Here is a 23891-nt window from a genome sequence, read left to right on the forward strand (position 1 = left end):
TTTTTTTTTTTCAAGCAAAAGAGGCCATAGGATTTCGGGTTTTTTTTGGGGGGCGGGGAGAGGTTATAAAGGGAAGGGGTGGGGGGTGGGGGGTTGGGGGAAGAGGGGGTAAGGGGCTAGGGGCTAGGGGCTAGGGGAAGAAGGGAATAGAATCGGGCTTCAGCAATGAGCGAGTGTATTAAATGCCTTGGCGGTTGCTATATCTGTAATAGGACTAAGAACAAAAAACCAGGTTTCTAGAAACCTGGTTTTTGACTCTGCGTGCGTAAGTCTTATAATCGCGATCGCCAATTACCAATTACCAATTACCAATTAGCCATTACCAATTAGCAATTAGCAATTAGCCATTAGCCATTAGCAATTAGCAATTAGCCATTAGCCATTAGCCATTACCAATTATCCTACTAAGGCAGAGGTGCTACGCCATCTGTTGGCGCGATCGCACCTTCCTCTGGCTTAGCTTGCTGTTCAAGTAACTGTCGTTGTTTTTCCCGAAACTCTGTCGCCGCATCAGTTACATTCTGGTGCTGTTCCGAGCTAAACTCATTCAGATCCCGGAGAGTACCTAACCTGGATCTGTGAATTAAGTCCAAAATTCCCATTCCATTGCCACGACCCGAAAAAGGGTCTCTACTATCCTGAGTTTGAAAGTCTTGTAGCGGTTGAGCACTATTCACCGCACCGCTATTTTGAGCATAAGTTGGCTGAGGTAGAAAAACAACAACCGCCCCCATTGTACTCACGGCAGCTAGAATCGCGCTGATGCTAGACTTAGAGGTTTTGATTTGCATAATTTTTCGCTAAACGCTCCATTAATAATGGTATCAAACTGATAGTTTATTTGCTCTAGTCCACTTAAGATCGGGCGATTGAAATCGCGGCTACACAAACAAAGTCCGCCTTCGCGGACTAAAGGAAAATCAACACCTTCATAACCAGCCTACGCGGGTTATGAAGGTGTTGACGCGGTTTCAACCGCCGAGGAACCTAAAAAGTAAAGGTAGTTCTCACGACACCAATCAACAAATCAGAATTATCATTATTATGATCGGGAGCCGTCAGCCAAATAATACCCGGCGTAATTGAGATATTATCGTTAAGCTTAAACTGATAGAATGCTTCAACGTGCAAGGAAGTATCCTTATCTTCGGGCAAATCATCAGTAGAAGTGCTTGTTACTTTCGGTTCCATACCTACAAGGATACCTGCAAGATTGCCCTCTTTCAACAAATCTGGGAAAGCCAAGGTGACAGCCCAATTCCAGATTTTCTGATCGCCCCGTTCAATACTACCTCCCAGTGTAGACAGAGTGCGCTGTGCAGTATAGCCGACCCAACCACCTAGAGCAAAGCGCTTGCCAAGTTGCCAGGATGCTTCTAAGCCGTAGGAGTTGCTAGAAACCGGAAGTGTTTTGTCGGTGTTGATGCCGAAATAATCTAGGCGACTGGGAAAATTAGCAGCATTACTACCAGTACCAGTAGTTACTCCGTAGGAATTGACATAAGTTAAACCTAGTGCAAAAGTCTTGCTAGGGGTGAAAGTTAATTGAGCGATCGCACCATAGGGGCCATTAAACAAACCCGCGCCCTGCTGTGGGCTAGCAGCATCAGAGGCTAAGAATCCTAAGCTCAATTCTAAGCGATCGCCAAATTGATGTCTAATCCCAATCCCTGCACCCCCAACTTGATAATAAATCGGATTGCGCGTACCAAAGTTAGAAAGCGCCCCAGTAGCGCCATCCCCATCAAAGAAAGGATTAACTGTATTGGTAAAATCATCAGGAGCCCCAGCATTTGCCTCAAGAAAAACCGTTGTACTCTTACCAATCGGAAAACTGTAAAGCAAGGCATCTAAACTAACAGTATTGCTAGCCTCTGCAAACGGCCCCGCATTAAACCTGAGTTCCCCTTCCGGTGTGAAGGTAGAATTAGTCGAAAAAGACCCCAAGTTTGTCACTTGCAGCCTAGTTCTCAGCAAATCTTCACCGCTGAAACTGGTATCAAAATTCAGGCGCACCCTACTACCAAAAACGGTAGAAGTATCTATTTCCCTGCCATTAGCATTATCTCCCGCCGCAATTCCAGCTACCCCAAAAATGACTTCGCCATTAAGTTTAGTTGTAGTGGAAAATTGATTTGCCTCTAATTCCGCCGTGCGAGCTTCTAAGGCATCCACGCGCCCCCGGAGAGTAGCAAGTTCTGCGGCAAATTCTTCTTGCAGCTTTTGCAGTGCCAGCAAATCTTCTCTTTTAACTAGGTTAGTTGTACCAGCCCCAATTAACTCATTAATGCGTTCTAAACAAGCATTTAAACCTGCCGCAAATTCGTAGCGAGTCATCGCCCGATTGCCCCGATAAGTGCCATCGGGATACCCAGCAATGCAGCCATAGCGCTCTACAAGGGATTGTAGGGCTTGAAAAGCCCAGTCTGTGGGCTGAACGTCGGAAAGTTGAGAAACTGATGTTACTTGGCCAACAGGCTCGTTATTGACACCATCTTCAGAGCTGTATTGGTTGACTTGCTCTAAAACTGTTGAAGTTGGCGCAGGTTCTGGATTTGGGACTTGCGAGTGCACAGAGGGAGTAAAGAGTTCCGCAGACAGGTTATCCGCTGGAATTTCCAGGGGTTGTGGCTGTGGCGCGATCGCAGATTTTCCGGCTTGAGTTGTTGCTACTTTTTCCTGATTTATATTTTCTAGAGAAAGAGGGGCTTGAGGCGCGATCGCTAACTCTCCCCTCGATTCCTCTGTACCCAAAACTCCATCTACGTTATCAAAGTCAGTTTTAGCATCAAACTGTGCGATCGCTTGCCCATCCTGAGCTTGAGTTACAGCCCCAATTTTTACGGCCGAATCTGCTAGCGCCGCCGCAGACACAGCCAAACTTACTCCAATTAATGCTGGGCTTACCAGCAAAACTTTCCACAAAATTTTAGACATCTGCACTTCACACCTATTCAAGCTAAAAAGACTAAAGTTCTCAAATAATCCCCCTAAAAATCATTCTTGTCAAGAATAATATTCATTATTAATTGCTATACATAAACCCTGCCTAAATCCTGTTCAGTGATACGATAGCTATTTTTGGATGTTACAAATAGCAGACTTAAATACACAAAATAAGTTATTTGTCAATATCTAAAATCCAAAATTCAAAATAGGTATCAAGTGGGGAATTTCAGTGAAGTCTGCTGTGAAACTAAAATATGCTCTCGTTCACGAATGGTTAACCCCGAAAGCAACTGGCGGCTCCGAACTCGTTGTAGAAGAAATCCTCAAACATATCAACGCTGATATTTATGCACTAATTGACTTTGAATCGAGCAATCCTCAAAGTTATCTTTACAAGCGAGCGATCGGCAAAACATTTTTACAGCACCTTCCTTTCGCCCGCAACGGCGTACAAAAATATCTACCTCTATTGCCCCTAGCAATTGAACAGCTAGATTTACGCGAGTACGACATCATACTCTCCTCTTCCCACGCCGTTGCTAAAGGCGTACTCACAAGTCCCCAACAACTCCACATTTGCTACTGCCACACCCCCATGCGCTACGCCTGGGACTTAACCTTTGACTACCTCCGTAGTAGCAAAGCCGGACAAGGAATTCAGGGCTTACTAACCCGTTATTTACTCCACAGAATTCGCCAGTGGGACGTAATTTCTGCCAATCGAGTAGATTATTTCATCGCCAACTCCCAACACACCGCACGGCGCATCTGGCGGTGTTATCGACGGCCAGCAGAAGTCATTTACCCCCCAGTAAACATCGATCGCTTTCGCTTTGAACCAAAGAAACAAGATTTTTACCTGACAGTTTGCCGCTTAGTCAGTTACAAGAGAATATCCATAGTTGTCAAAGCCTTCAATCAACTCGGACTTCCCCTAGTAGTAATTGGCACCGGGCCTGAGTTACACTTGCTCCAGCAAATAGCTCAACCCAACGTGCAAATCCTCGGCTGGCAGTCCCCGGAAGTAGTTGAGAAATATATGGCCGAGGCAAAAGCCTTCGTCTATGCAGCCTGCGAAGATTTCGGCATCGCCTTAGTCGAAGCCCAAGCTTGCGGGACACCAGCGATCGCTTATGGAGGTGGAGGTGCATTAGAGACAGTGATTGATATTCGGCAACACCCAAACTCTGGAACAGGATTATTTTTCTCGTCCCAGACAGAGGAAGCCTTAGTCGAAGCAGTAGAGGCCTTCGAGGCCATGAGTGGGGCTTTCAACCCAGAAATGGGGCGATCGCAAGCCGCTCAGTTCCATCCTAAAATTTTTCAGGAACGCTACCTAGCTTTTTTGGAACGCTGCTGGCAAGAATTTCAACCTGTAAAATTTTAAGGGAAAATAGGCATCAAAATCAATGGTAGAAAGGGATTTAGGGATTTTACAGCTCTCAGCAAGGGAGGGCCCACTAGGGGAAAACTACCACTTTTTACCGATTCATTGTTTTTGATTTCTACTACCTTGCGTCTTGAGGCTTTATGATCATGACTGTGTGTGGTGTGAATTGAAGGAGTAAGATGACTGCCGACAGCCAACTCATCTCCGGCAAGGTAATTCGAGCGATCGCTCGACGCGGTTTTCAGCCTGTCCTGCCTAGAGACGGACGCATAGGCCTGTCTGTACAGAGCCTAGACGGAGAGTTTTTCAAGCGCTGCTTCGATATCCTGTTTTCCCTATCAGTTCTGATAATGTTTGCCCCGGTTTACCTGCTTTTGGTTCTACTAATTGCTTTAAGCTCGCCAGGGCCAGTTTTTTATGTACAAGAAAGAGTCGGCAAAAACCGCCAGCTCTTTAACTGTCTTAAATTCAGAACAATGGTGGAAAATGCGGATGAAATATTAGTGGAGATTATGGAAACTTCCCCCCATCTCCGCCAAGAATTTCAGGACAATTTCAAGCTGAAACAAGACCCTCGAATTACATGGATTGGGAGATTTTTACGAGTTACCAGTTTAGATGAATTTCCTCAGTTTTGGAACGTTTTGAAAGGAGATATGAGTGTCGTAGGGCCTCGACCATTAGTTGTTGAAGAACTGCCAAGATACGGCCGCCACATCAACAAAATCTTAACCATCAGACCTGGAATTACAGGACTATGGCAAGTGTCCGGGCGCAATGACATCCCCTATCCCCGCCGAGTCCAAATCGACCTTTACTATGTAAACGCCAAAAATCTTTGGATGGATCTCTGGATCGTTGTCAAAACTTTTGGCGTAGTGATTTTCCCCAAAAATAACGGGGCTTACTAAAACCAGCTATCAGCATTCAGCTACTATCTATCAGCTATTTGTTCTTAACTTTTTGTCAGGGTCAATTAGCCGATCGATATTAGGTGAATGCTGCTCGGTGGGTTGGCGTATATAAACTCAACATCTTTTAGGGTGGGCAATCCTCACCCTAAATTTAGTTATGACCATTTAGTAATTGGTAATTGGTAATTGGTAATTGGTAATTGGTAATTGGTAATTGAAAGCAGTAACTACCCAATTGAAAACTGCTATAAGTAATTTTCCCCATCTCCCCCATCCTCCCCATCCTCCCCATCCTCCCCACTCATCAGCGGTCAATATCTTTGCAAAAACTACATAGTTCCTTGACCCTGAGTTGGGGATTATAGGTTAACGTAGAAATTTGATAATGGCAAAGGCAAGTAACAACAGCCCTAGCCCTTAGAGTTAAAGTGTCTGTGAAGGGAAAATCAAATGACGGAACGCAAGCGAGCGCTAATTACGGGTATTACAGGTCAAGACGGCTCCTATTTGAGTGAATTGCTACTAGAAAAAGGATATGAAGTTCACGGTATTATCCGGCGAAGTTCAACCTTTAACACCGATCGAATTGACCATATCTATGTCGATCCTCACAGTGACAATGCCCGTTTATTCCTCCATTACGGCGACTTAACCGACGGGACTACCCTGCGCCGAATTTTGGAAGAAGTTAAACCCATAGAAATTTATAACTTAGGCGCTCAATCTCACGTTCGAGTTAGTTTTGACGCACCAGAATATACCGTTGACGCAGTAGGTTTAGGCGTATTGCGTCTCTTAGAAGCGATTCGCGACTACCGCCATCGGACAGGAATTGAAGTGCGATTTTATCAAGCTGGTTCCTCTGAAATGTACGGTTTAGTTCAGGAAGTTCCCCAGAAAGAAACAACACCATTTTATCCCAGAAGTCCCTATGCTTGTGCCAAGGTTTATGCCCACTGGCAAACAATAAATTACCGGGAATCTTACGGGATGTTTGCCACAAATGGTATTCTATTTAACCATGAATCACCTCGGCGTGGTGAAACGTTTGTCACCCGTAAAATCACTCGCGCCGTAGCCAGAATTGTCGCCGGCAAACAGAAAAAACTTTACCTTGGTAATCTCGATTCTAAGCGCGACTGGGGTTATGCTAAGGACTACGTAAAAGCCATGTGGCTGATGTTACAACACGACAAACCGGATGATTATGTAGTAGCAACTGGTGAAACCTATTCGATCCGCCAATTTCTGGATAAAGCCTTTGAATATGTCAACTTAGACTGGCACGAATATGTCGAATTTGACGAACGCTATTTACGACCGGCCGAAGTAGAATTGTTAATTGGCGACTCTACTAAAGCCCGGAAAAATTTAGGTTGGGAACCATCTGTCACCTTTGAAGAGTTAGTCCACTTAATGGTAGACTCTGACGTAAAGGCTTTTGAAGAGCAACTGCGTGGTTCTAGTAACACCAGTTTTGATTAATTTCTGCAACTAATAACCATCAGTAGTTGGCTGGAATTGTAGGCAATTATACTACGAACAAAATGTTTAAACCCATTGCCAGCCATCAACTGAGTGAACAATATCTTAGATTGTGGGAAAGCCGATTTTAGATTTTTTGTGAATATTTAATCAATCACTTAATCAGGGCATCTATAATCTAAAATCGGCGGATTGCTAAATAGCTTGTGCAAGCAAATTACTCTGGAAATGAGGATAGAAATATGACTGGGCTAGATTTGAGTGACAAGCGGATTTTAGTTACGGGTGGCGCTGGTTTTTTGGGTCGTAACGTTGTCGATCAGCTTGTGAAAGCAGGGGCTAATCGGGAAAAGATTTCGATTCCACGTTCCCATGATTTTGACCTCCGAGTGATGGAAAATTGCCAGCGTGTTGCTGAGAAACAAGATATCATCATTCACTTAGCTGCCCACGTCGGCGGCATTGGTTTAAATCAGCAAAAACCTGCTGAATTATTTTACGACAACTTGATGATGGGGGTTCAATTAATTCACGCCGCCTATCAAGCCGGAGTTAAAAAATTCACCTGTCTAGGCACTATTTGTGCTTATCCCAAATTTACTCCAGTTCCATTTAAGGAGGACGATCTTTGGAATGGCTACCCGGAGGAAACTAATGCGCCTTATGGAGTTGCCAAAAAAGCTTTATTAGTGCAATTGCAATCTTATCGGCAGCAATACGGGTTTAATGGTATTTATTTGTTGCCTGTAAATTTATATGGCCCGGAGGATAATTTCGATCCTAAAAGTTCTCATGTAATTCCAGCGTTAATTCGGAAAGTACATGAGGCACAGCTAAGGGGTGATAAAGAGTTACCTGTTTGGGGTGATGGTAGTCCTACTCGCGAGTTTTTGTATTCCCTTGATGCAGCGCGGGGGATTGTGATGGCCACTCAATCCTATAATGACTCGGAACCTGTTAATTTGGGAACTAATCATGAAATATCAATTCGAGACTTGATTAATCTCGTGTCTGAATTGATGGGATATGAAGGGGAAATAGTTTGGCAGACTGATAAACCCAATGGCCAACCGCGCCGATGTTTGGATACGGAAAGGGCGAAAAAGGCGTTTGGATTTACTGCCGAAATGGAGTTTAAGGAAGGGTTGAAGAATACTATTGAATGGTATCGGGAACACGCGGTATAATTCTCTGATTAAACCCGGTTTTGTTAAGAAATCGGGTTTTTTAAGATGATTAACGTTACTCTTCTATTTTCAAGTATGTTTAGTAAAGCAGAATTACGTCGATCGCACCTCAAAACCCGCCAATCCCTCTCCGTACAAGCATGGAAACAAAAAAGCGATCGCCTCTGCACCCACATCCAACACTCACCCCTATTCACCCAAGCACAAACAATACTAGCCTACTTCACTTATCGCCAAGAACCAGACTTAACACCCCTATTTACCATCCCTAAAAAATGGGGATTTCCCCGCTGTAGCGGTAATCAACTCTCCTGGCATAACTGGACACCCGGAGATAATTTACAAACAGGAAAATTTGGTATACTAGAACCTTACCCAGACAGCCCCATATTAGAACCATCCGCAGTCGATTTAATCCTTGTACCCGCAGTAGCTTGTGATACACAGGGCTATCGCTTAGGTTACGGCGGTGGCTATTATGACAGAATGCTAAGTTTACCAGAATGGGCATCAAAGCCTGCGATCGGCATCATTTTTGAGTTTGCTTGCTTAGCAGAACTTCCAATTGATTCGTGGGATCGACCTCTACACGGCTTTTGTACAGAAACAGGTTTAATCATGGTACAAAAACGAGCGGAGAATCGATCGCAACCGCAAAGGTGCGATGTTTTTAATTACTGAAACCATTGATTTGATTGCATTTTCTTTTTCTCATCGATAACTAAAGCCCTTTTCCTTCTTCCCTCTTCCTTCTTCCCTCTTCCTTCTTCCCTCTTCCTTCTTCCTTCTTCCTTCTTCTGAATTTCACAATCTCCCGCTATACTGCTTTGGTTAAGGGTGAGAATGTCAACTCAGTTGTGCGTTGTCTAGCATAGCCTCAAAATCGACTTGCTTCGCCCCTACCAACTGAAAACTAATCATCACCTATGGCTCAACGCTACATTCGCATTCAAACCCCACAAGGACAGATTCATTACGGTTTGCTACAACTGAGCAGAAGCGTTCAGGTACTTGATGCACCTCCCTGGCTGAAAGGACAACCCACAGACTTAGAGCTGCAACCAGACACATATAAAATTCTAGCTCCTTGCTCCCCCTCTAAAATTGTCGCCGTCGGCAAAAATTATACTGACCACGCCGCCGAAATGGGTACTCCCGTCCCTACTGAACCCCTGTTATTTCTCAAACCACCTACCGCCATCATCCCCACAGGAGCAACCATCCGTTATCCATCACAATCTGAGCGAGTAGACTACGAAGGAGAATTAGCTCTAGTAATTGGGGAACCTTGCACTAACTGTACTCCAGAAGAAGGTCACAACAAAATTTGGGGCTATACTATCGCCAACGACGTAACAGCTAGAGATTTGCAAAAACGCGATGGTCAGTGGACGAGAGCCAAAGGATTTGATACCTTTTGCCCATTGGGGCCTTGGATAGTCCGCGAACTCAGTCCTGGTGCACAATTGCAGACTTTTGTCAACGATACGACTGAACCAGTACAGTCAGCCCAAATTAATGAAATGGTTTTTTCTCCCGATTTTCTAGTTTCTTATATTAGCCAAGTAATGACCTTGATGCCGGGAGATGTGATATTAACTGGAACACCTCAAGGTGTAGGGCCATTACAAATAGGCGATCGCATCCGAGTAGAGATAGAAGGCATTGGTGCCCTAGAAAACACCGTAGCCGCTAGATAATTAAAAATTAAAAGTTAAAAATTAAATTCGTCATTTTTAATTTTTAACTTTTATAGCAATCGCTAGGGCGATTAGGGCAAGTACAACTTTTACCTTTAGTCCATAATCCCTTACAGAGTAACCTCTTCCCTAGCCCCTAGCCCCTAGCTATAATTGTCACCGCACTTGCATATAAACTGCATCCGAAAGCGGAGGAATCTCTGCATAACGTCCAAATAGAGACTGAACGACAGCATAAACAAACGCTGACACCAGACCTAAAAAGATCATGTTAAAAAGAGTCTGAATCACAAAACTGACCTGACCCCCGGCAAAAAGTCCCAAAATCAAACTGCACAAAACCAAAATAATGTCGATAAGAATAGCTTGCATCGCATTGAAACGAATAAAGTGATTAATACTTTCGTTTCTAACTACACCCAAATACAAGCCAAAGAAAATAATCAACCCAGCAAACGGTACTGTTTGGTAAATCTTTAGCACTGGAAGTAGCGGCACAAAAAATAGTCCGAGCGCCGGAAACTGTCGAAATAAGAACTGACCAAACTGTAGCCCATCAATCAAGGGCAACAGATAAGGCAAACAAGCAAAAATCCGTTCTGGAATAGTCGTAGATCCGCGCCAAGTCATAGAAAATTCTCCTAAGTCCAGTAATTAACCATTCAGTTTAAACTTGCCAATTTCGTTGTTGTCAGTGAAAGTCATAGACTGTTTATCATCCTTCCTGACTTTCTTATCGTAATACGGTTTTCCTAAGTTGGGTGCTAAAGTTAGGGAAAATATCGAAGGTAGATTTTAACCCAGCGTTTGTCTTTCATCCTCGTACTGAAGTTACGGGGGTTTTCAAGGCAACCCTCAGAATGCAGTAACCGACTAACTTCTCAGTCCCCAACAAAAAGCTGCTGTCAACCTTTCAACCGAATCTAGGTGCTAGCACAAAGAGACTACTGTATATTAGCAATGCGAAAGCCCATCTGACACTCATACTGGTCGGGTTGGCTGGTGGTGGGTTTAGGGATGAGATGACCGCAGCGGAGTTCATTTCCCCTCCAGCGGGGTTGACCGCTCTGATCCGCAAGTAAACAACTTTGACAAACAGACTGAGGAGCAAGCATCTGGTTTTCCATTAAAATTACTAACATTTGACACCTCCGGGAGAGTCCAGACCGCTAAATTCATTGTACTTCAGGACTTTGAGACTATCGGTTAAAGATGAACACAATGTAATATTTATGTCAATAGTACCCAGGCCATAGTGTTGTGGAAGTGGTATGGTGCCCGTTAACTTAGGATAGGGAAACTAGGTAGAAGGTGCGATCGGCCTTCACATACTGGGCACTAAAAAGATGGGAAAATAGGAAAATAGGGAAAATTCCCAATTCTTCGTGCTTCCTTAAACTTCCCCAAGACCAAATACCCCATCCCCGATTCCCAATTTGTTGAGAGGTTTACTTCGTGAGCGATACTAACTTAGAATTACTTGGCAAGACCGATCCCTTAGTGGCGGATTTAATCGGCAAAGAACTCCAGCGACAGCGGGATCACCTAGAACTGATTGCCAGCGAAAACTTCACGTCAGCAGCAGTTTTAGCAGCTCAAGGCTCTGTTTTGACCAACAAGTATGCAGAAGGCCTACCGACCAAGCGCTACTATGGCGGTTGCGAATTTATCGACAGCGTAGAACAACTGGCTATAGATCGTGCTAAACAGCTATTTGGAGCCGCCCACGCCAACGTTCAGCCTCACTCTGGAGCTCAGGCTAATTTTGCAGTATTTTTAGCACTGCTAGAGCCAGGAGACACGATTATGGGGATGGACTTGTCTCATGGCGGACATTTAACTCACGGTTCCCCTGTTAACGTCTCTGGCAAGTGGTTCAAGGCTTGTCATTATGGCGTTAGTCGGGAAACAGAACAGTTGGATTATGCTGAAATCTTAGAACTGGCAAAACAATACCGACCAAAATTGTTGATTTGCGGTTATTCAGCTTATTCTCGTGCGATCGACTTCGAGAAATTTCGTGCGATCGCAGACGAAGTAGGCGCATACCTCCTCGCCGATATCGCCCACATCGCCGGTCTAGTTGCAACGGGACACCACTCCAGTCCCCTCACCCACTGTCACGTTGTCACCACCACTACCCACAAAACTCTCCGGGGCCCCAGAGGTGGTTTAATTCTGACAAATGACGCAGAACTTGGTAAAAAGCTCGATAAAGCAGTTTTCCCAGGCAATCAGGGAGGGCCCTTAGAGCACGTTATTGCCGGTAAAGCCGTAGCCTTTGGCGAAGCCTTAAAGCCAGAATTCAAAATCTACTCCGGCCAGGTGATTGAAAATGCTCGCGTCATGGCTGCTCAATTACTGCACCGAGGGTTGAAGATTGTCTCAGGTGGAACCGATAATCACTTAATGCTAGTTGACTTGCGATCGCTGCCCATGACTGGCAAACGGGCAGATCAACTCGTCAGTGGCATAAACATTACAGCCAATAAAAACACCGTACCCTTCGATCCAGAGTCACCTTTCGTCACCAGTGGCCTGCGGTTAGGAACACCAGCAATGACCACAAGGGGGATGGGAACCACAGAATTTGTGGAAATTGCTAATATTATTGCCGATCGCCTGCTACAACCAGAAGATGAAGCAGTGACAGCAGAATGCCGCCAAAGAGTAGCAACTTTGTGCGATCGCTTCCCCCTTTACCCTCACCTTAACTTGAGAGTAGCAGCCTTAGCCTGATGCTTGGGGAGCTAGAGGAGAGAGAGACTGGGAGACGAGGTTAGATTTATCTACCTCCCATCCCCTGCACCCCCTCTCCCCTTTCCCCCTCTTCCATCATTCAGAAACCATCTGAAATGTAGTAGACTCTGCCTGACACCCTATTTCCCCGTACTTTACAGATTTCAGATGTCGCACCATCTGTACCACTTGGTAGCCTTTCTCGTTTCAGCGATAGTTGTCCTGTCGAGTACGCCGCTTGTCAAAAAAATTGGCATCGCCAGCGGGCGCGTAGATAACCCCGGTGGACGTAAAGTACACGATCGCCCGATGGTGCGTTTGGGAGGTGTGTCTATTTTCCTAGGCACATTAACCGCTTTGCTAATTGTCTGGTGGTCTGGAGGCTTTCTTGATGACACCGGACAAACTCTCAACCGTCAAGACGAATATGAAATCTGGGGCGTTACCATCGGCGGCCTCGCCTTCTTCTTGATTGGTTTGGCAGATGACTTATTTTCCCTCTCAGCCTTCACTCGCCTGCTGATGCAAGTCAGTGTTGCCAGCATCGCCTGGTGGGTTGGCGTGCGGATCGACTTTCTGACAATTCCAACAATGGGACTGGTACCCATTGAAATCCTTAGCTTGCCCGTGACAGTAATTTGGCTAGTTGGTATGGCTAATGCCATCAACTGGATTGACGGTTTAGACGGCTTGGCTGCCGGTGTTTCAGGCATTGCCGCCGTTGTGATGCTAATTGTCAGTCTGTTCATGCACCAACCAGCCGCCGCCTTAATTGCAGCCGCCTTAGCTGGTGGTTCCCTAGGATTTCTGCGCTACAACTTCAATCCGGCTCAAATTTTTATGGGAGACGGTGGTGCCTATTTCATGGGATTTACCCTAGCTGGAGTAGGAGTAATTGGCTTGGTTAAAACTACTGCTGTCACCTCTGTTTTGTTGCCGTACTTGATTCTAGCTGTGCCAATTTTGGATATGTCGGCGGTAATTCTCGATCGCTTGCGTAATGGCAAGTCGCCATTTATTGCTGACAAACGCCACCTCCACCACCGACTGCTAGAGGCGGGACTTTCGCAGCGATTAACAGTTTTGTTTATTTACTCCTTGACCCTCTGGGTAGGAAGTTTAGCCCTAGCTTTTTCAGGAATTCCTAGTGGCTTAGTTTACGCCTTGAGTGCTACAGGTCTTCTAGCTTATACAAGCTGGAAAGTCTGGAGACACGCTAAAAATTAATGACAGTTAACAGTTAACCGTTAACTGTTAACTGTTAACTGTTAACTGGTGAAGGAAAATTAGCGTAATTTAAAATCAAATTTCGGTCTAATACCAATTCTTAAAAGTAGATCGTTAGGAAATTTTATTGTTCCTTCAGCTATAATAAAAAATTAAAACTGGAAAAATTTAGCCATTTTTAATTTTTAATTTTTAATTTTTAATTCTTCCAGATGGTTGCTGAAATTATTTGTGTTGGTACAGAGTTACTGCTAGGGGATATTCTCAATAGCAATGCCCAGTTTTTAGCGCAGCAATTGGCAAGTTTGGGGATTCCCCACTACTACCAAACTGTGGTTGGGGACAATCCAGAACGGATTAAACAGGTATTAGAGATTGCTATGGGGCGATCGCATATCCTTCTATTTACAGGCGGTCTGGGGCCAACTCCCGACGACCTCACAGTAGAAACCATCGCCGACTTCTTTGGCGTTCCCCTAACTGAACGTCCCGAAATTATCGCAGACATTGAGCAGAAATTTGCTCAACGGGGGCGCGTAATGAGTCCCAGCAACCGCAAACAAGCTTTAATGCCCGAAGGGGCAGATATTCTACCTAATTCTAGCGGTAGTGCACCAGGAATTATTTGGCAGCCCCGGCCAAATATCACAATCATGACCTTTCCGGGAGTACCTGCGGAAATGCACCTCATGTGGCAAGAAACCGCCATACCTTATCTGCGGAATCAGGGATGGTGTCGCGAAATAATTTACAGCCGCACCTTAAGGTTTTGGGGAATAACCGAGTCAGCTTTAGCAGAAAAAGTAAATGATTTTTTTAACTTAACTAACCCTACCGTTGCTCCCTATGCCAATCACGGTGAAGTCAAGCTGCGAATCTCAGCTCGCTCCGAATCAGCAGAGCAAGCTACAAAATTGATTTTACCAGTAGAGGAACAGTTGAGACAGATAGCTGGACTTGACTGTTATGGTGCTGACAGCGATAGTTTAGCCTCAGTAGTTGGTCAACTATTACTGAATGCGGGTGAAACTTTGGCTGTGGCGGAGTCTTGTACTGGTGGCGGATTGGGAGCAATGCTAACCAGTATCTCTGGTAGTTCTAACTACTTTTTAGGGGGAATTATTTCCTACGACAACCGAGTTAAAGTAGGGCTGTTAGGTGTTAATGCAGAAGATTTAGCTAAATTTGGCGCAGTAAGCCGTACAGTAGCAAAACAAATGGCAGTGGGAGTGCGATCGCGTCTAGAAACTACTTATGGTTTGAGTATTACAGGAATTGCCGGGCCTGGAGGGGGGAGTGAGGATAAACCAGTGGGATTGGTTTATATCGGTTTAGCCGGGCCTAGCGGTGAGGTAGAAGCTTTTAAATATCGTTTTGGTAATCTGCGCGATCGCAACTGGATTCGGAATCTGAGCACCTGTACAGCCCTCGATCAGTTACGACGAAAACTCTTAGCCTGAAATGGGTGTGGGAGATGGAGCAAAGGGGCAATTCCGTCTTCCATCTCCCTATCTCCCTCTTCATCCCTCGATCCCCCTTGATTATTTGTAAACATTCGTTATTATTAAAGAATGAAGACTGATTGGTAAATCAACTGATTCTCTCCGTTGCCTACAGCAAAGTACCCAGAGAAGACAAGCTCGACTGTTGATTTCAACTCTTTGCTTGCCTGAATTCAGAAATTTAGCCATTAGTCCAGCAAATTAGCGTGAAAAAAAGGAGCTATCTGTTCAATGGAGGAAATTGAAAAGGTACTGGAAGAAATCACGGAATGGATTCGCAAGCTGATAGAAGCTCTCCTGAGTCCAGACGCTCAACCAGAACCTGAACTTATTCCCATTCCAGTCAACCAGCCAAAGCGTCCCAGATAACTCGCAGTGGATTTGAGATTGGCAAAAAGATTCAGCTCTCTGTGAAATCCCAAATCAAAAATCAGAAATAAAAATTAATTTCGCTGGAATTGTTGGAATTGTTAAATATCCTGGTGTTGCATGGCCCAAATCTCAATCTATTGGGTCAGCGAGAGCCTGGAGTTTATGGCAGTGCAACTTTAGATGACATCAACCAGTTGTTAGAGCAAGAAGCACAAACCCTCCAGGTGAAAATTTCTATCCAGCAGTCCAATCATGAAGGCGTTTTGGTGGATGCAATTCATTCAATGTTAGGGCAACACCAAGGTCTATTGATTAATGCTGGAGCTTATACCCATACCAGCGTAGCAATCCGAGACGCGATCGGTGCAGTTAGCGTTCCTGCGGTAGAAGTTCATCTCAGTAACATTTACCGCCGTGAACCTTTCAGGCATCATTCGTTTATTGCGGCGGTGGCAATTGGGCAAATCAGCGGTTTTGGCGCGGACAGTTATCGTTTGGGGTTACAAGCTTTGGTTCATCACCTGAAATATAGCTAGGGGCTAGGGGCTAGGGGAAGAAGGGGCTAGAGGCTAGGGGTAGGTGGATGACGAGACGAACAAATCCTTAACTCAGCTAAAAAGGAAACTGAAATGCGTTACTCCCTGTTAAGTAAGTTTCAAGGTGTACTACTAGGCGCGGCATTAGGGGAATTATTGGGCATTGAATATCAAAGGCAACTATCAGGTTATAATCATCAAAATCAAGGTTTTAACCCCAGTTTAAACAAGATAAAATTGCAAAATTTGCTGCCGGGTGCGGTACGATCTGAATTAAAGTCAGTAAACCTAAACCGTGACTTTCAGCTTAGCCGTAGATCATCTAGTAGCAGTGGGTATTTGGCCTTTCTCTGGGGTAAAAGCTTGATGCGGATGAGAGGTTTGGATTTAAAAGACTTGAAGGAAACTTGGGTAGAATTTTCTAACTCGGAATCTACAAAAGTTAACTCTCAATCAGACTATCAAGCAATCGGTACAGCACCAGAGGAGATATTGCAGGAGAGAAAGGTAGTTTCACCCTTAGCAGTTCATCCTTCACCTTTTATGCTTCACCCTTCAGAAGCGGCAATAGCTACCTTACCAGTAGCGATGTTTTTTCACGAAAATAAAGCTAAACTACGAGAAAAACTAGAGCAAGTGGCGGGAGTGTGGCAAACTCCTAGTCAAGTTGAACAAGATTTAGCGGTAGGGACTTTAGGTGTAGGATATGCGATCGCGCGAGCACTTAAAGAAAAACTCAACCCCTCTACCTTAATTTCTGAAACCCTTACCTATCTGGGGGTAGATACACCTTTGGGAAATTTGCTGGTACAAGTACAGATATTGTTAGAACAGAATGCTAGTTTAGAGGCGGCTCAGACTCAGCTTTATAAAAGTGCAGTTGTAAAACACAAGCCAGAAGTACCACAGAGAAGCTTAGACTTGAAGTTTGTTAGTCCTTCATTTTTTGTGCCGATTGCCATAGCTTTTTACTGCTTCCTAAGTACCCCAGAAAACTTGCGCTTAGCAGTTATCCGTGCAGCGCGAATGGGGGTAGAACCCCAACTCACTTGCAGTCTGGTGGGTGCTCTTTCAGGAGCTTATAATAGCGCTGTCGGCATTCCCGTAGAATGGCGAGTCGCATTGGGAACAAATTCTGAAGGATCTGAGATTTCGAGGCGATCGCCTTTAATTTGGGGTACGGTAAGTATAGGGGAAATTATGGAATTAGCAGCTAACCTCTTAGCTGTTTGGTCTGGAGCATACCACAGCTCGGTCTATAGCGCATCACCACAACCTCCGGTTGTGGCAGCACCTTATGTGATTAGGCCCCAGAGAGTTTAGGTTATTGAGATTTTAGATAATTGAGGAGTGAAATAAATTCAGTGTGAATAGCGATCGCTAACTGTTTACCCCCTCAACAAGCCTAGTTCTAAGTGTGAAAAAACTTAGGGCTAAACACTAATCAGTATCCAGAGTCAGGCAAAATATCTGACAGGGGGTCGATGCTGTTGACAAAAATCTACCTAAACTTTCTTAAACCTATTCATCGACCATGAGTTAGGTTTGAGTAAGTTTCATAGAACGGCTGCTAAATAAATTTGATGTAGCTTTGATATAAATGAATACGCTCCACTCTCTTGCTGCTAGCTTTATTGAGCAGCTAAACGCTGTCCGCAGGGTAAGCAAAAACAGCGCTAACACACAAACTAACAGCGGTTTAGCAAATACTGCACAAAGCCGCCAGCATCTACTATCTCCCTTCTCCCACTCGGATCTGCCTGAGAATGTCGCTCCCTCTGGGGGGCAAACCTCAAAATTAGGTCTGAAAGGTAGGGCACGCTCGCCTTGGCTGCTAGTAGTGGCAGTAGTTTCTTTGACTGGGACAATGGGACACAGATTCTACAATCAGCCAAAATTGGATGTCGGAACTAAAGCTCCCCAGACGATCAAGGCTCCAGCTAGTGCTAGTATCCCCGATCGCAAAACCACCGAAGAACAGCGCAAAGAAGCTCGCACGGGTGCAGTACCAGTGCTAGCGATCGACCCTATTACCGATCGCCATATCTATCAGGAACTTCAAAAATTTCTGGCACGGGGTAACGAATTACGGCAGATAGCAGGGCCATTTCCTTTTGTCGGCACGGAAATGCTTTCAACGGCTGTGCAAAGTTACTTGCGACAGTGCCAAGAGTGGGAATGGCGAGCTGTACTTGCAGAATTGGATGACGAGACGAGCCCCGATACAGAATCGAGTACAGATCAATTCACAGACGCAAAACGGATAGCCAATAAGTCTATAGAGCAGGCAGTGGCGGAACTTGAAGCCTACCGTTTGGTGGTATTAAAGGAAGATTTTAACAAGCTAACAGAAAATATCTCGCAGGCTCGCAAAGGCTATTTTAATGCCTTAGCGGAACTCTCCAAGCAATCTGTTTCAGAACTGGGAGAAGTCTATGATTCCTCTTTGCTAGATTTATCTGATGCTGTTTGGCTGCAAACGCAAACGGGCATTAATCGTATAGCTAGCCGAATCCTGGTTCAAGGCATCCCGCCCGGGTTGCCCAGAGATATCTTAAAGGAGGCGGTGAGACAACAAGTAATGGATGTCATGCCGACGGCAACTCAACCTTTAGCGGTGAAGAGCTTAGGGGCAATTTTGCAGCCAAATCTGGTTAGAGATATAGAAGCAACCAAACAGCTAGCTGAACTTGCCGCACAAAAGGTGAAGCCGGTGATGGCAACTGTGGAAGAAGGCGAGATCATTGTCAAAGAAGGTGAGGAAATCACCCTGTCAGATTTCGTGTTGCTAGACTATTTTAGTTTGAGCCGTAGAGAAGTAAATTGGCTGGGGTTAACGGGGTTTGTGTGCCTAGTTAGCGGTGCAATTGGAGTTGTGCTGCTGGTGGAGAGGTACTATCGTCTGCGGCGCAGAGATCATTTGCTGCTGTTGCTGTTGACGCTGAGTACGCCAGTGTTGGTGAGTCTGGGCGTTCCTTGGACAAGTTTGCCTGCGATTGGGATTTTGGCCGGTAGCTTTTACGGTTCGGCTGTGGGAGTGACGGTGGTGGGTCTGCTTTCGGCTGTGTTGCCGATTGGTTTGGAAATTGACGGGATTCATTTGTTGGCGAGTGCAGCGGGGGGGTTGCTGGGTGCGCTGATGGCTGGCCGATTGCGATCGCGGGAGGAACTAGCTCTGTTAGGCGTGGGGGTGGGGCTAACTCAGGGAATTTTTTACCTGTTGTGTACTCTGATTGCGAGCGCCACTGCTGGCTCGATTTGGTATGCGTTAGTTAGTACGGTCATTCTGCAAAGTCTGGGCGGTTTGGCTTGGAGTATTATTGCTCTGGGTCTAAGTCCCTATTTAGAACATTTGTTTGATTTGATTACGCCAATTCGCTTAGCTGAATTGGCGAATCCCAATCGTCCGCTATTGAAAAGGTTGGCTGCGGAAGCGCCGGGGACGTTTCAGCACACTTTGTTTGTGGCTAGCTTGGCTGAGGCTGCGGCGCGATCGCTGGGTTGTAATGTGGAACTGGTTAGAACTGGCACATTATACCACGATATCGGTAAAATGCACGATCCTATGGGATTCTGTGAAAATCAGATGAGTGGGCCGAATAAACACGATCAAATTAATAACCCTTGGATGAGTGCGGAGATTATTAAAAAGCACGTTACTGAAGGGTTAGTGATGGCTAAGAAATATCGATTGCCCAAGGCAATTCAGGCTTTTATCCCAGAACATCAAGGGACGATGTTAATTGCTTATTTCTATTATCAGGCGCAGCAGATTGTGGCAGAACAAGAGAGGATTGCTAATGGTAAGGAATATGCTAATACAAAGTTAAAAGTCTCAAATCGAGTTTTGAAGGAGGAAGATTTTCGTTACGATGGGCCGATACCTCAGTCGAGAGAAACGGGGATTGTGATGTTGGCGGATTCTTGTGAGGCGGCTTTGCGATCGCTTAAGGATGCCAGCCATGAGGAAGCTTTGAGTATGGTTAATAAGATGATGAGAGCTAGATGGCAAGATAATCAGTTAGTTGATTCAGGATTAACGCGGGAGGATTTAGCGGAAGTTGCGGAGATTTTTGTGCGGGTTTGGGAACAGTTTAATCATAAGCGAATTGCTTATCCAAAGGCAGTTTTGACTCCCAGGTAAGAGTTTATAGCAGGAGGCAGGAGGCAGGAGGCAGGAGGCAGAAGGCGATGCGGGACAGGATCGATTGCTGAAACCATTGATTCTATTCCCTTCTTCCCTTCTTGTCTTCTTCCGTTCTTCCCTAGCCCCTAGCCCCTAGCTATAATTTGGCGTAGATTGGGTTTTAGGCAGTTGCCAAAATACATAGGTTTGTCTAGGTTTTCTCAGGATTTGACGAAAACCAACGATAATTGTGATAAACTGGGGAAACGTTTGATTAGTGCGGGAAGAATAAAGCTTACTGGGTGTGAAAACCACAGAAAAACACTGCTTGCTCAAACTAATTATCAAAAAACCAAATATTTCAAGTCCTCTGCTAATCAAGGCAGTCTCTAACTGGGAAGAGTAGGCCAACCTGAGCAATCAGGAAGCTTATAGCACTTGCTCTAGGCAAAACATAGACCGCTAAGTTTGATTTACAGATTTCTGTAGGTTTTTAGAAGCGGTGGGTCGAATCAAAACCAGTGGGGTTCGCTCGTCAGCATTCCCCGCAGGGTTGCTTTTCAAAGCTTGCTCTAAAAAAGCAGGGGAAAGGCCGGCGGTTGCGGCCAATATTTTAACTGCTTTCAAGTCGTTAGCGTCTACGATCGCACTCGCCATCCCTGTTTCTCGCTGAATGCGGTCAACTACTTCCTGGGGATTTTCTGGGCCGAGGACTATAAACTGGTCGTAGGGTGGTAGCGTACCTGTTACGTCGTCGATCAGTCGTGCTTGTTCTCCTGCTAGCTGGTAAAATACTCCCGGTTTGCCGAAGATTTTCGCGATCGCTCCAATTGTAAATGCAGCCAATACTCGAAATGGCCCGACAATATCAACTAATGCCTGCATCCCGCAAGCTGTGGCTAAACTTGATGTCGGTAAGAAGAATAAACACACCCGCTTTGCTACCCATCCCGGTTTTACCTCGCTGGGATGACGAAATCGGCCCTGCATAATTGCCACAGGAGTCTCGCCAATTGTCACTACATCGCCTTTTTGTGCGTAGGGAAGAGCATAACGCTTGACAACTTCCACCGGGTCATCGATTGGACTCAATATGTGGGTGCGAATCGGAAAAACATCGCCAACGCCTACATTTCTGGCCTTGGGGGTTGTATCTGAGGTTGGGAATTGCAACGGTACGACTACATGACGGACTTTTGGAATCCGCCCTTGGGGGCCGTAGGTGACATAATTTACTTGCACCCAAGCTGACTGCAATTGAGCCAGATCCTCACCGTGAATTTCTACTGATACTTTAAGTTTTGTACTCTTACGAGCTTTAACGATATACCCAAACCAGTAATCATCTGCTCTGGCTGGTGTCTCTTTGTGACAAGGAATGACCTTGGTTTTGTGGGTAACTCCGTCTAAACTGCCATCAGATAGGAGTTTGACCTGTGCCTGAACCTCTGGCAACATGATTTCAAAACGATCGGTCAGGTTCTGGAATTCCATTTCCCCCACTAATAGGTAGCGATCGGGTTCTGCTACGCTTAAGTGCCAATCTCCCGGCATCAGGTTTAATTTATTGCCGGGACGCAGACGGTACTGCAACTCTAGGGCGAATCCGCCTAATGCCAGCAGTGAAGCTCCTGCTGCGACTCCAATTGCTAAACTGCCAATCACTCAAATCACCACTTATCAAAATTTCACTCTAGTAAATAATCACGCCAAAGTAAAGCCCCGCAGAGATAATTATCCTCTGGGTCTTAATTTTCAGGCGATCGCGATCGCGTAAACCTTTAATGTGGCTAATATAGATTTTATTGGCGGCATCCGATCGTTTTACTTAAATTGTCGCTTCAGTTATCCCCAGAAATTTTTGTGTTTGTTCGGAGATTCCAAATAGGCGATCGCTATGACAAAAAATTTCCCAAGCACGAATTCCCATAAAACCAATACCTGCAACTGCCAAGGGCATGGCTGCGGCACCTAAAAGCGCGGCAATAGGAGGAAATATCATACAGACTGTTAACAGAATGCCAGTCATCACACCGCCAGCAATACCAGCGGTAGCAGTAGCAGTGGCGACTTTTTGAACTAACTCTGACTGGGTAATTTTGCCTTCAACACACAACAGAGAATTTTCTAAGATGGAAAATACTAACTCAATTACGGCTGCTGCGATCGCCCCTTTAATTGTCACCCCAACGATTTCGGCAACTGCGGTTTTAAAGGCGGCATCAGCTAAAACTTGCTTCGCGACTGCTAATTCTTCGGCAGTCATATCTACACCACCGCGAGCGCGATTTACCCAAAAATATTCAAAAATCCCGTTAGCAGCTTCGCTTCCCCCTCCATTGACATAAGCTTGAATGTGACTCCAATCTTTATCTTGACAAAAGTTGCGAATTGCTTCTGGGCCTTGGGCACGAATTTGAGCGGGTATGGATTCAAATACTTTTGCTGCTTCTTGAACATTTCTCATGCCTTCACGCATACCTGCCCTAGCAAATTTGAATTGCAACTGTGTTGGCAGGTTCTCAAAACGGATATTGTGCGCGATTTTGAAAGCTTCTTGAGTGGCGATCGCACCACCACCAACGATTGAACTTGGCACTGATTCTACCCATGCCGTTACTACATTTGCACTTTCTTGAACTTTAGCAGCGATTTCGTTAGCTAAGTTTTGGGTATCGACAACAGTTTCTTGTATCTTGGTCGTTAGGAATTCGAGGGGATTATGATTCATTTCCATATCGATCCTGCTTGCCTCGTTAATGATTAAACTCTCACTATAACATTCCTCTGCAATGAGGATATCACCTTGAGGATATCTTTTTTCTACTCTATTTTGATTTTACTATTAAGATTGCTATAACTACCACCAACAACTAACCATTAACATTAATGAAACTCACCCGAATAGACCTTAATTCTTGGATTTTACAAATCGCAAACCAAACAGTCTTAATCGATCCCTGGCTAGTCGATCCTCTAGTATTTTACGGCCAACCTTGGTTATTTAGCGCCTACCACGTCCAGCCGCCAGCCTTTACCCCCGCCACTTTACCGCCAATCGACTTAATTCTCATTACTCAAGGTCTAGACGATCACTGTCACAAACCTACTTTAAAACAACTCGATCGCAACATTCCTGCTGTTGCCTCCCCTACTGCTACCAAAGTTCTTAGTAGTTTAGGTTATACCCATATCACATCTTTATCAAATTGGCAAGAGTTTATCCAAGATAAATTACAAATTACGGCCGTTCCCGGAGCAGAAATTCAACCGGGACAGGTAGAAAACGGCTATTTGCTTAAAAACTTAACTAGCGGCGACACAGTTTATTACGAACCGCACCTTTATCCCTCTAAAGGAATAGAAGAGCGCCTAGGCAAAGTTGATGTGGCGATCGCACCCATCATCGGTCAAATTTTCCCACTTTTAGGACAAATCATCATGGGCCCAACAGAAGCCCTCAACCTCGCCCAAACCCTAAAACCCCGATATTTCGTACCCACCGCCCTCGGAGACATTCGAGCCAGCGGTATTTTACCAATGTTAATTAAGACTGTTGGCAGCATAGAAGAATTTCGCGATCGCCTCGTCGCCTCTAAACTCCCCACCGAACTGCTAACCCCCGCCCCAGGCGAAACCCTCGAATTTTCACCCGTAAACAAGACTTAAGCAGTTTCCGGATCGAAAACTAGGAATTGGTAATTACTAACAGTTAACAGTTAACAGTTAACCGTTAACCATTAACAGTTAACAGTTAACAGTTA

General features: G+C 45.1%; 21 protein-coding genes. 14 read left to right on the forward strand and 7 right to left on the reverse strand.

Going from position 1 to position 23891, the window contains the following annotated elements; genetic code table 11:
- Positions 1–404 precede the first annotated feature (404 nt).
- Together PY364_RS00305 and PY364_RS00310 are read right to left on the reverse strand one after the other, a co-directional pair.
- Positions 405–791 (reverse strand): hypothetical protein, encoded by a 387-nt coding sequence (locus PY364_RS00305; protein WP_275519360.1) that lies wholly within the window; start codon positions 789–791, stop codon positions 405–407.
- A gap of 196 nt (positions 792–987) precedes the next feature.
- Entirely contained in the window at positions 988–2937 is a 1950-nt protein-coding gene (locus tag PY364_RS00310; protein ID WP_275519362.1) for an iron uptake porin, read from the reverse strand.
- Positions 2938–3190: 253 nt separating this feature from the next.
- Between PY364_RS00310 and PY364_RS00315 the strand changes: the two genes are divergently transcribed.
- Together PY364_RS00315 and PY364_RS00320 are read left to right on the forward strand one after the other, a co-directional pair.
- Positions 3191–4336 carry a glycosyltransferase gene (locus tag PY364_RS00315; RefSeq protein WP_275519364.1) on the forward strand — a complete coding sequence of 382 codons (1146 nt, stop codon included), beginning with the start codon at positions 3191–3193 and terminating at the stop codon, positions 4334–4336.
- 182 nt (positions 4337–4518) lie between these two features.
- Entirely contained in the window at positions 4519–5250 is a 732-nt protein-coding gene (locus PY364_RS00320) for a sugar transferase (protein WP_275519366.1), read from the forward strand.
- A 168-nt stretch (positions 5251–5418) separates the two neighbouring features.
- On the opposite strand, the gene PY364_RS00325 is transcribed toward PY364_RS00320, so the two are convergent.
- On the reverse strand, positions 5419–5568 hold the full coding sequence (locus tag PY364_RS00325; RefSeq protein WP_275519368.1) for a hypothetical protein: 150 nt from the start codon (positions 5566–5568) through the stop codon (positions 5419–5421).
- Positions 5569–5703: 135 nt separating this feature from the next.
- On the opposite strand from PY364_RS00325, the gene gmd reads away from it, so the two are divergent.
- From gmd to PY364_RS00345, 4 genes are all read left to right on the forward strand, one after another.
- Positions 5704–6738 carry a GDP-mannose 4,6-dehydratase gene (gene gmd / locus PY364_RS00330; protein WP_275519370.1) on the forward strand — a complete coding sequence of 345 codons (1035 nt, stop codon included), beginning with the start codon at positions 5704–5706 and terminating at the stop codon, positions 6736–6738.
- A gap of 242 nt (positions 6739–6980) precedes the next feature.
- Entirely contained in the window at positions 6981–7925 is a 945-nt protein-coding gene (locus PY364_RS00335) for a GDP-L-fucose synthase (RefSeq protein ID WP_275519424.1), read from the forward strand.
- Between the two features lie 75 nt (positions 7926–8000).
- Positions 8001–8606 carry a 5-formyltetrahydrofolate cyclo-ligase gene (locus PY364_RS00340; RefSeq protein ID WP_275519372.1) on the forward strand — a complete coding sequence of 202 codons (606 nt, stop codon included), beginning with the start codon at positions 8001–8003 and terminating at the stop codon, positions 8604–8606.
- Between the two features lie 245 nt (positions 8607–8851).
- Positions 8852–9625, forward strand: a complete 774-nt coding sequence (locus PY364_RS00345; RefSeq protein WP_275519374.1) for a fumarylacetoacetate hydrolase family protein — start codon at positions 8852–8854, stop codon at positions 9623–9625.
- A 156-nt stretch (positions 9626–9781) separates the two neighbouring features.
- Here PY364_RS00345 and PY364_RS00350 read toward each other — a convergent pair whose 3' ends face one another.
- Together PY364_RS00350 and PY364_RS00355 are read right to left on the reverse strand one after the other, a co-directional pair.
- Positions 9782–10255, reverse strand: a complete 474-nt coding sequence (locus PY364_RS00350; protein ID WP_275519376.1) for a Tic20 family protein — start codon at positions 10253–10255, stop codon at positions 9782–9784.
- Positions 10256–10569: 314 nt separating this feature from the next.
- Positions 10570–10767 (reverse strand): hypothetical protein, encoded by a 198-nt coding sequence (locus tag PY364_RS00355; RefSeq protein ID WP_275519378.1) that lies wholly within the window; start codon positions 10765–10767, stop codon positions 10570–10572.
- Positions 10768–11080: 313 nt separating this feature from the next.
- Between PY364_RS00355 and glyA the strand changes: the two genes are divergently transcribed.
- From glyA to PY364_RS00390, 7 genes are all read left to right on the forward strand, one after another.
- Positions 11081–12364 (forward strand): serine hydroxymethyltransferase, encoded by a 1284-nt coding sequence (glyA, locus tag PY364_RS00360; protein WP_275519380.1) that lies wholly within the window; start codon positions 11081–11083, stop codon positions 12362–12364.
- Between the two features lie 168 nt (positions 12365–12532).
- Complete coding sequence (locus PY364_RS00365; protein ID WP_275519382.1) at positions 12533–13591, forward strand: MraY family glycosyltransferase; 1059 nt, start codon at positions 12533–12535, stop codon at positions 13589–13591.
- Positions 13592–13803: 212 nt separating this feature from the next.
- Positions 13804–15051, forward strand: coding sequence for a competence/damage-inducible protein A (locus PY364_RS00370; RefSeq protein WP_275519384.1), 1248 nt, complete (start codon positions 13804–13806; stop codon positions 15049–15051).
- A gap of 273 nt (positions 15052–15324) precedes the next feature.
- Entirely contained in the window at positions 15325–15462 is a 138-nt protein-coding gene (locus PY364_RS00375; RefSeq protein ID WP_275519386.1) for a hypothetical protein, read from the forward strand.
- Positions 15463–15560: 98 nt separating this feature from the next.
- A complete protein-coding gene (gene aroQ / locus PY364_RS00380) occupies positions 15561–16001 on the forward strand; it encodes a type II 3-dehydroquinate dehydratase (RefSeq protein ID WP_275519388.1) in 441 nt (146 codons plus the stop codon).
- A 93-nt stretch (positions 16002–16094) separates the two neighbouring features.
- Positions 16095–17324: an ADP-ribosylglycohydrolase family protein gene (locus PY364_RS00385; protein ID WP_275519390.1), complete on the forward strand. Its 1230-nt coding sequence runs from the start codon at positions 16095–16097 to the stop codon at positions 17322–17324.
- Positions 17325–17601: 277 nt separating this feature from the next.
- Positions 17602–20145: an HDIG domain-containing metalloprotein gene (locus PY364_RS00390; RefSeq protein ID WP_275519392.1), complete on the forward strand. Its 2544-nt coding sequence runs from the start codon at positions 17602–17604 to the stop codon at positions 20143–20145.
- Between the two features lie 444 nt (positions 20146–20589).
- Here PY364_RS00390 and PY364_RS00395 read toward each other — a convergent pair whose 3' ends face one another.
- Both PY364_RS00395 and PY364_RS00400 read right to left on the reverse strand, forming a co-directional pair.
- Complete coding sequence (locus PY364_RS00395) at positions 20590–21792, reverse strand: F420-0:Gamma-glutamyl ligase (protein ID WP_343277544.1); 1203 nt, start codon at positions 21790–21792, stop codon at positions 20590–20592.
- A gap of 163 nt (positions 21793–21955) precedes the next feature.
- The gene (locus PY364_RS00400) at positions 21956–22864 is read right to left on the reverse strand and encodes a hypothetical protein (RefSeq protein WP_275519394.1); all 909 of its coding nucleotides are present in this window, start codon (positions 22862–22864) and stop codon (positions 21956–21958) included.
- Between the two features lie 152 nt (positions 22865–23016).
- Between PY364_RS00400 and PY364_RS00405 the strand changes: the two genes are divergently transcribed.
- Complete coding sequence (locus PY364_RS00405) at positions 23017–23796, forward strand: MBL fold metallo-hydrolase (protein ID WP_275519396.1); 780 nt, start codon at positions 23017–23019, stop codon at positions 23794–23796.
- Positions 23797–23891: the final 95 nt, after the last annotated feature.

The sequence above is a fragment of the Kamptonema sp. UHCC 0994 genome (assembly GCF_029167235.1).
In the GTDB taxonomy this organism is placed as follows: Bacteria; Cyanobacteriota; Cyanobacteriia; order Cyanobacteriales; family Microcoleaceae; genus Kamptonema.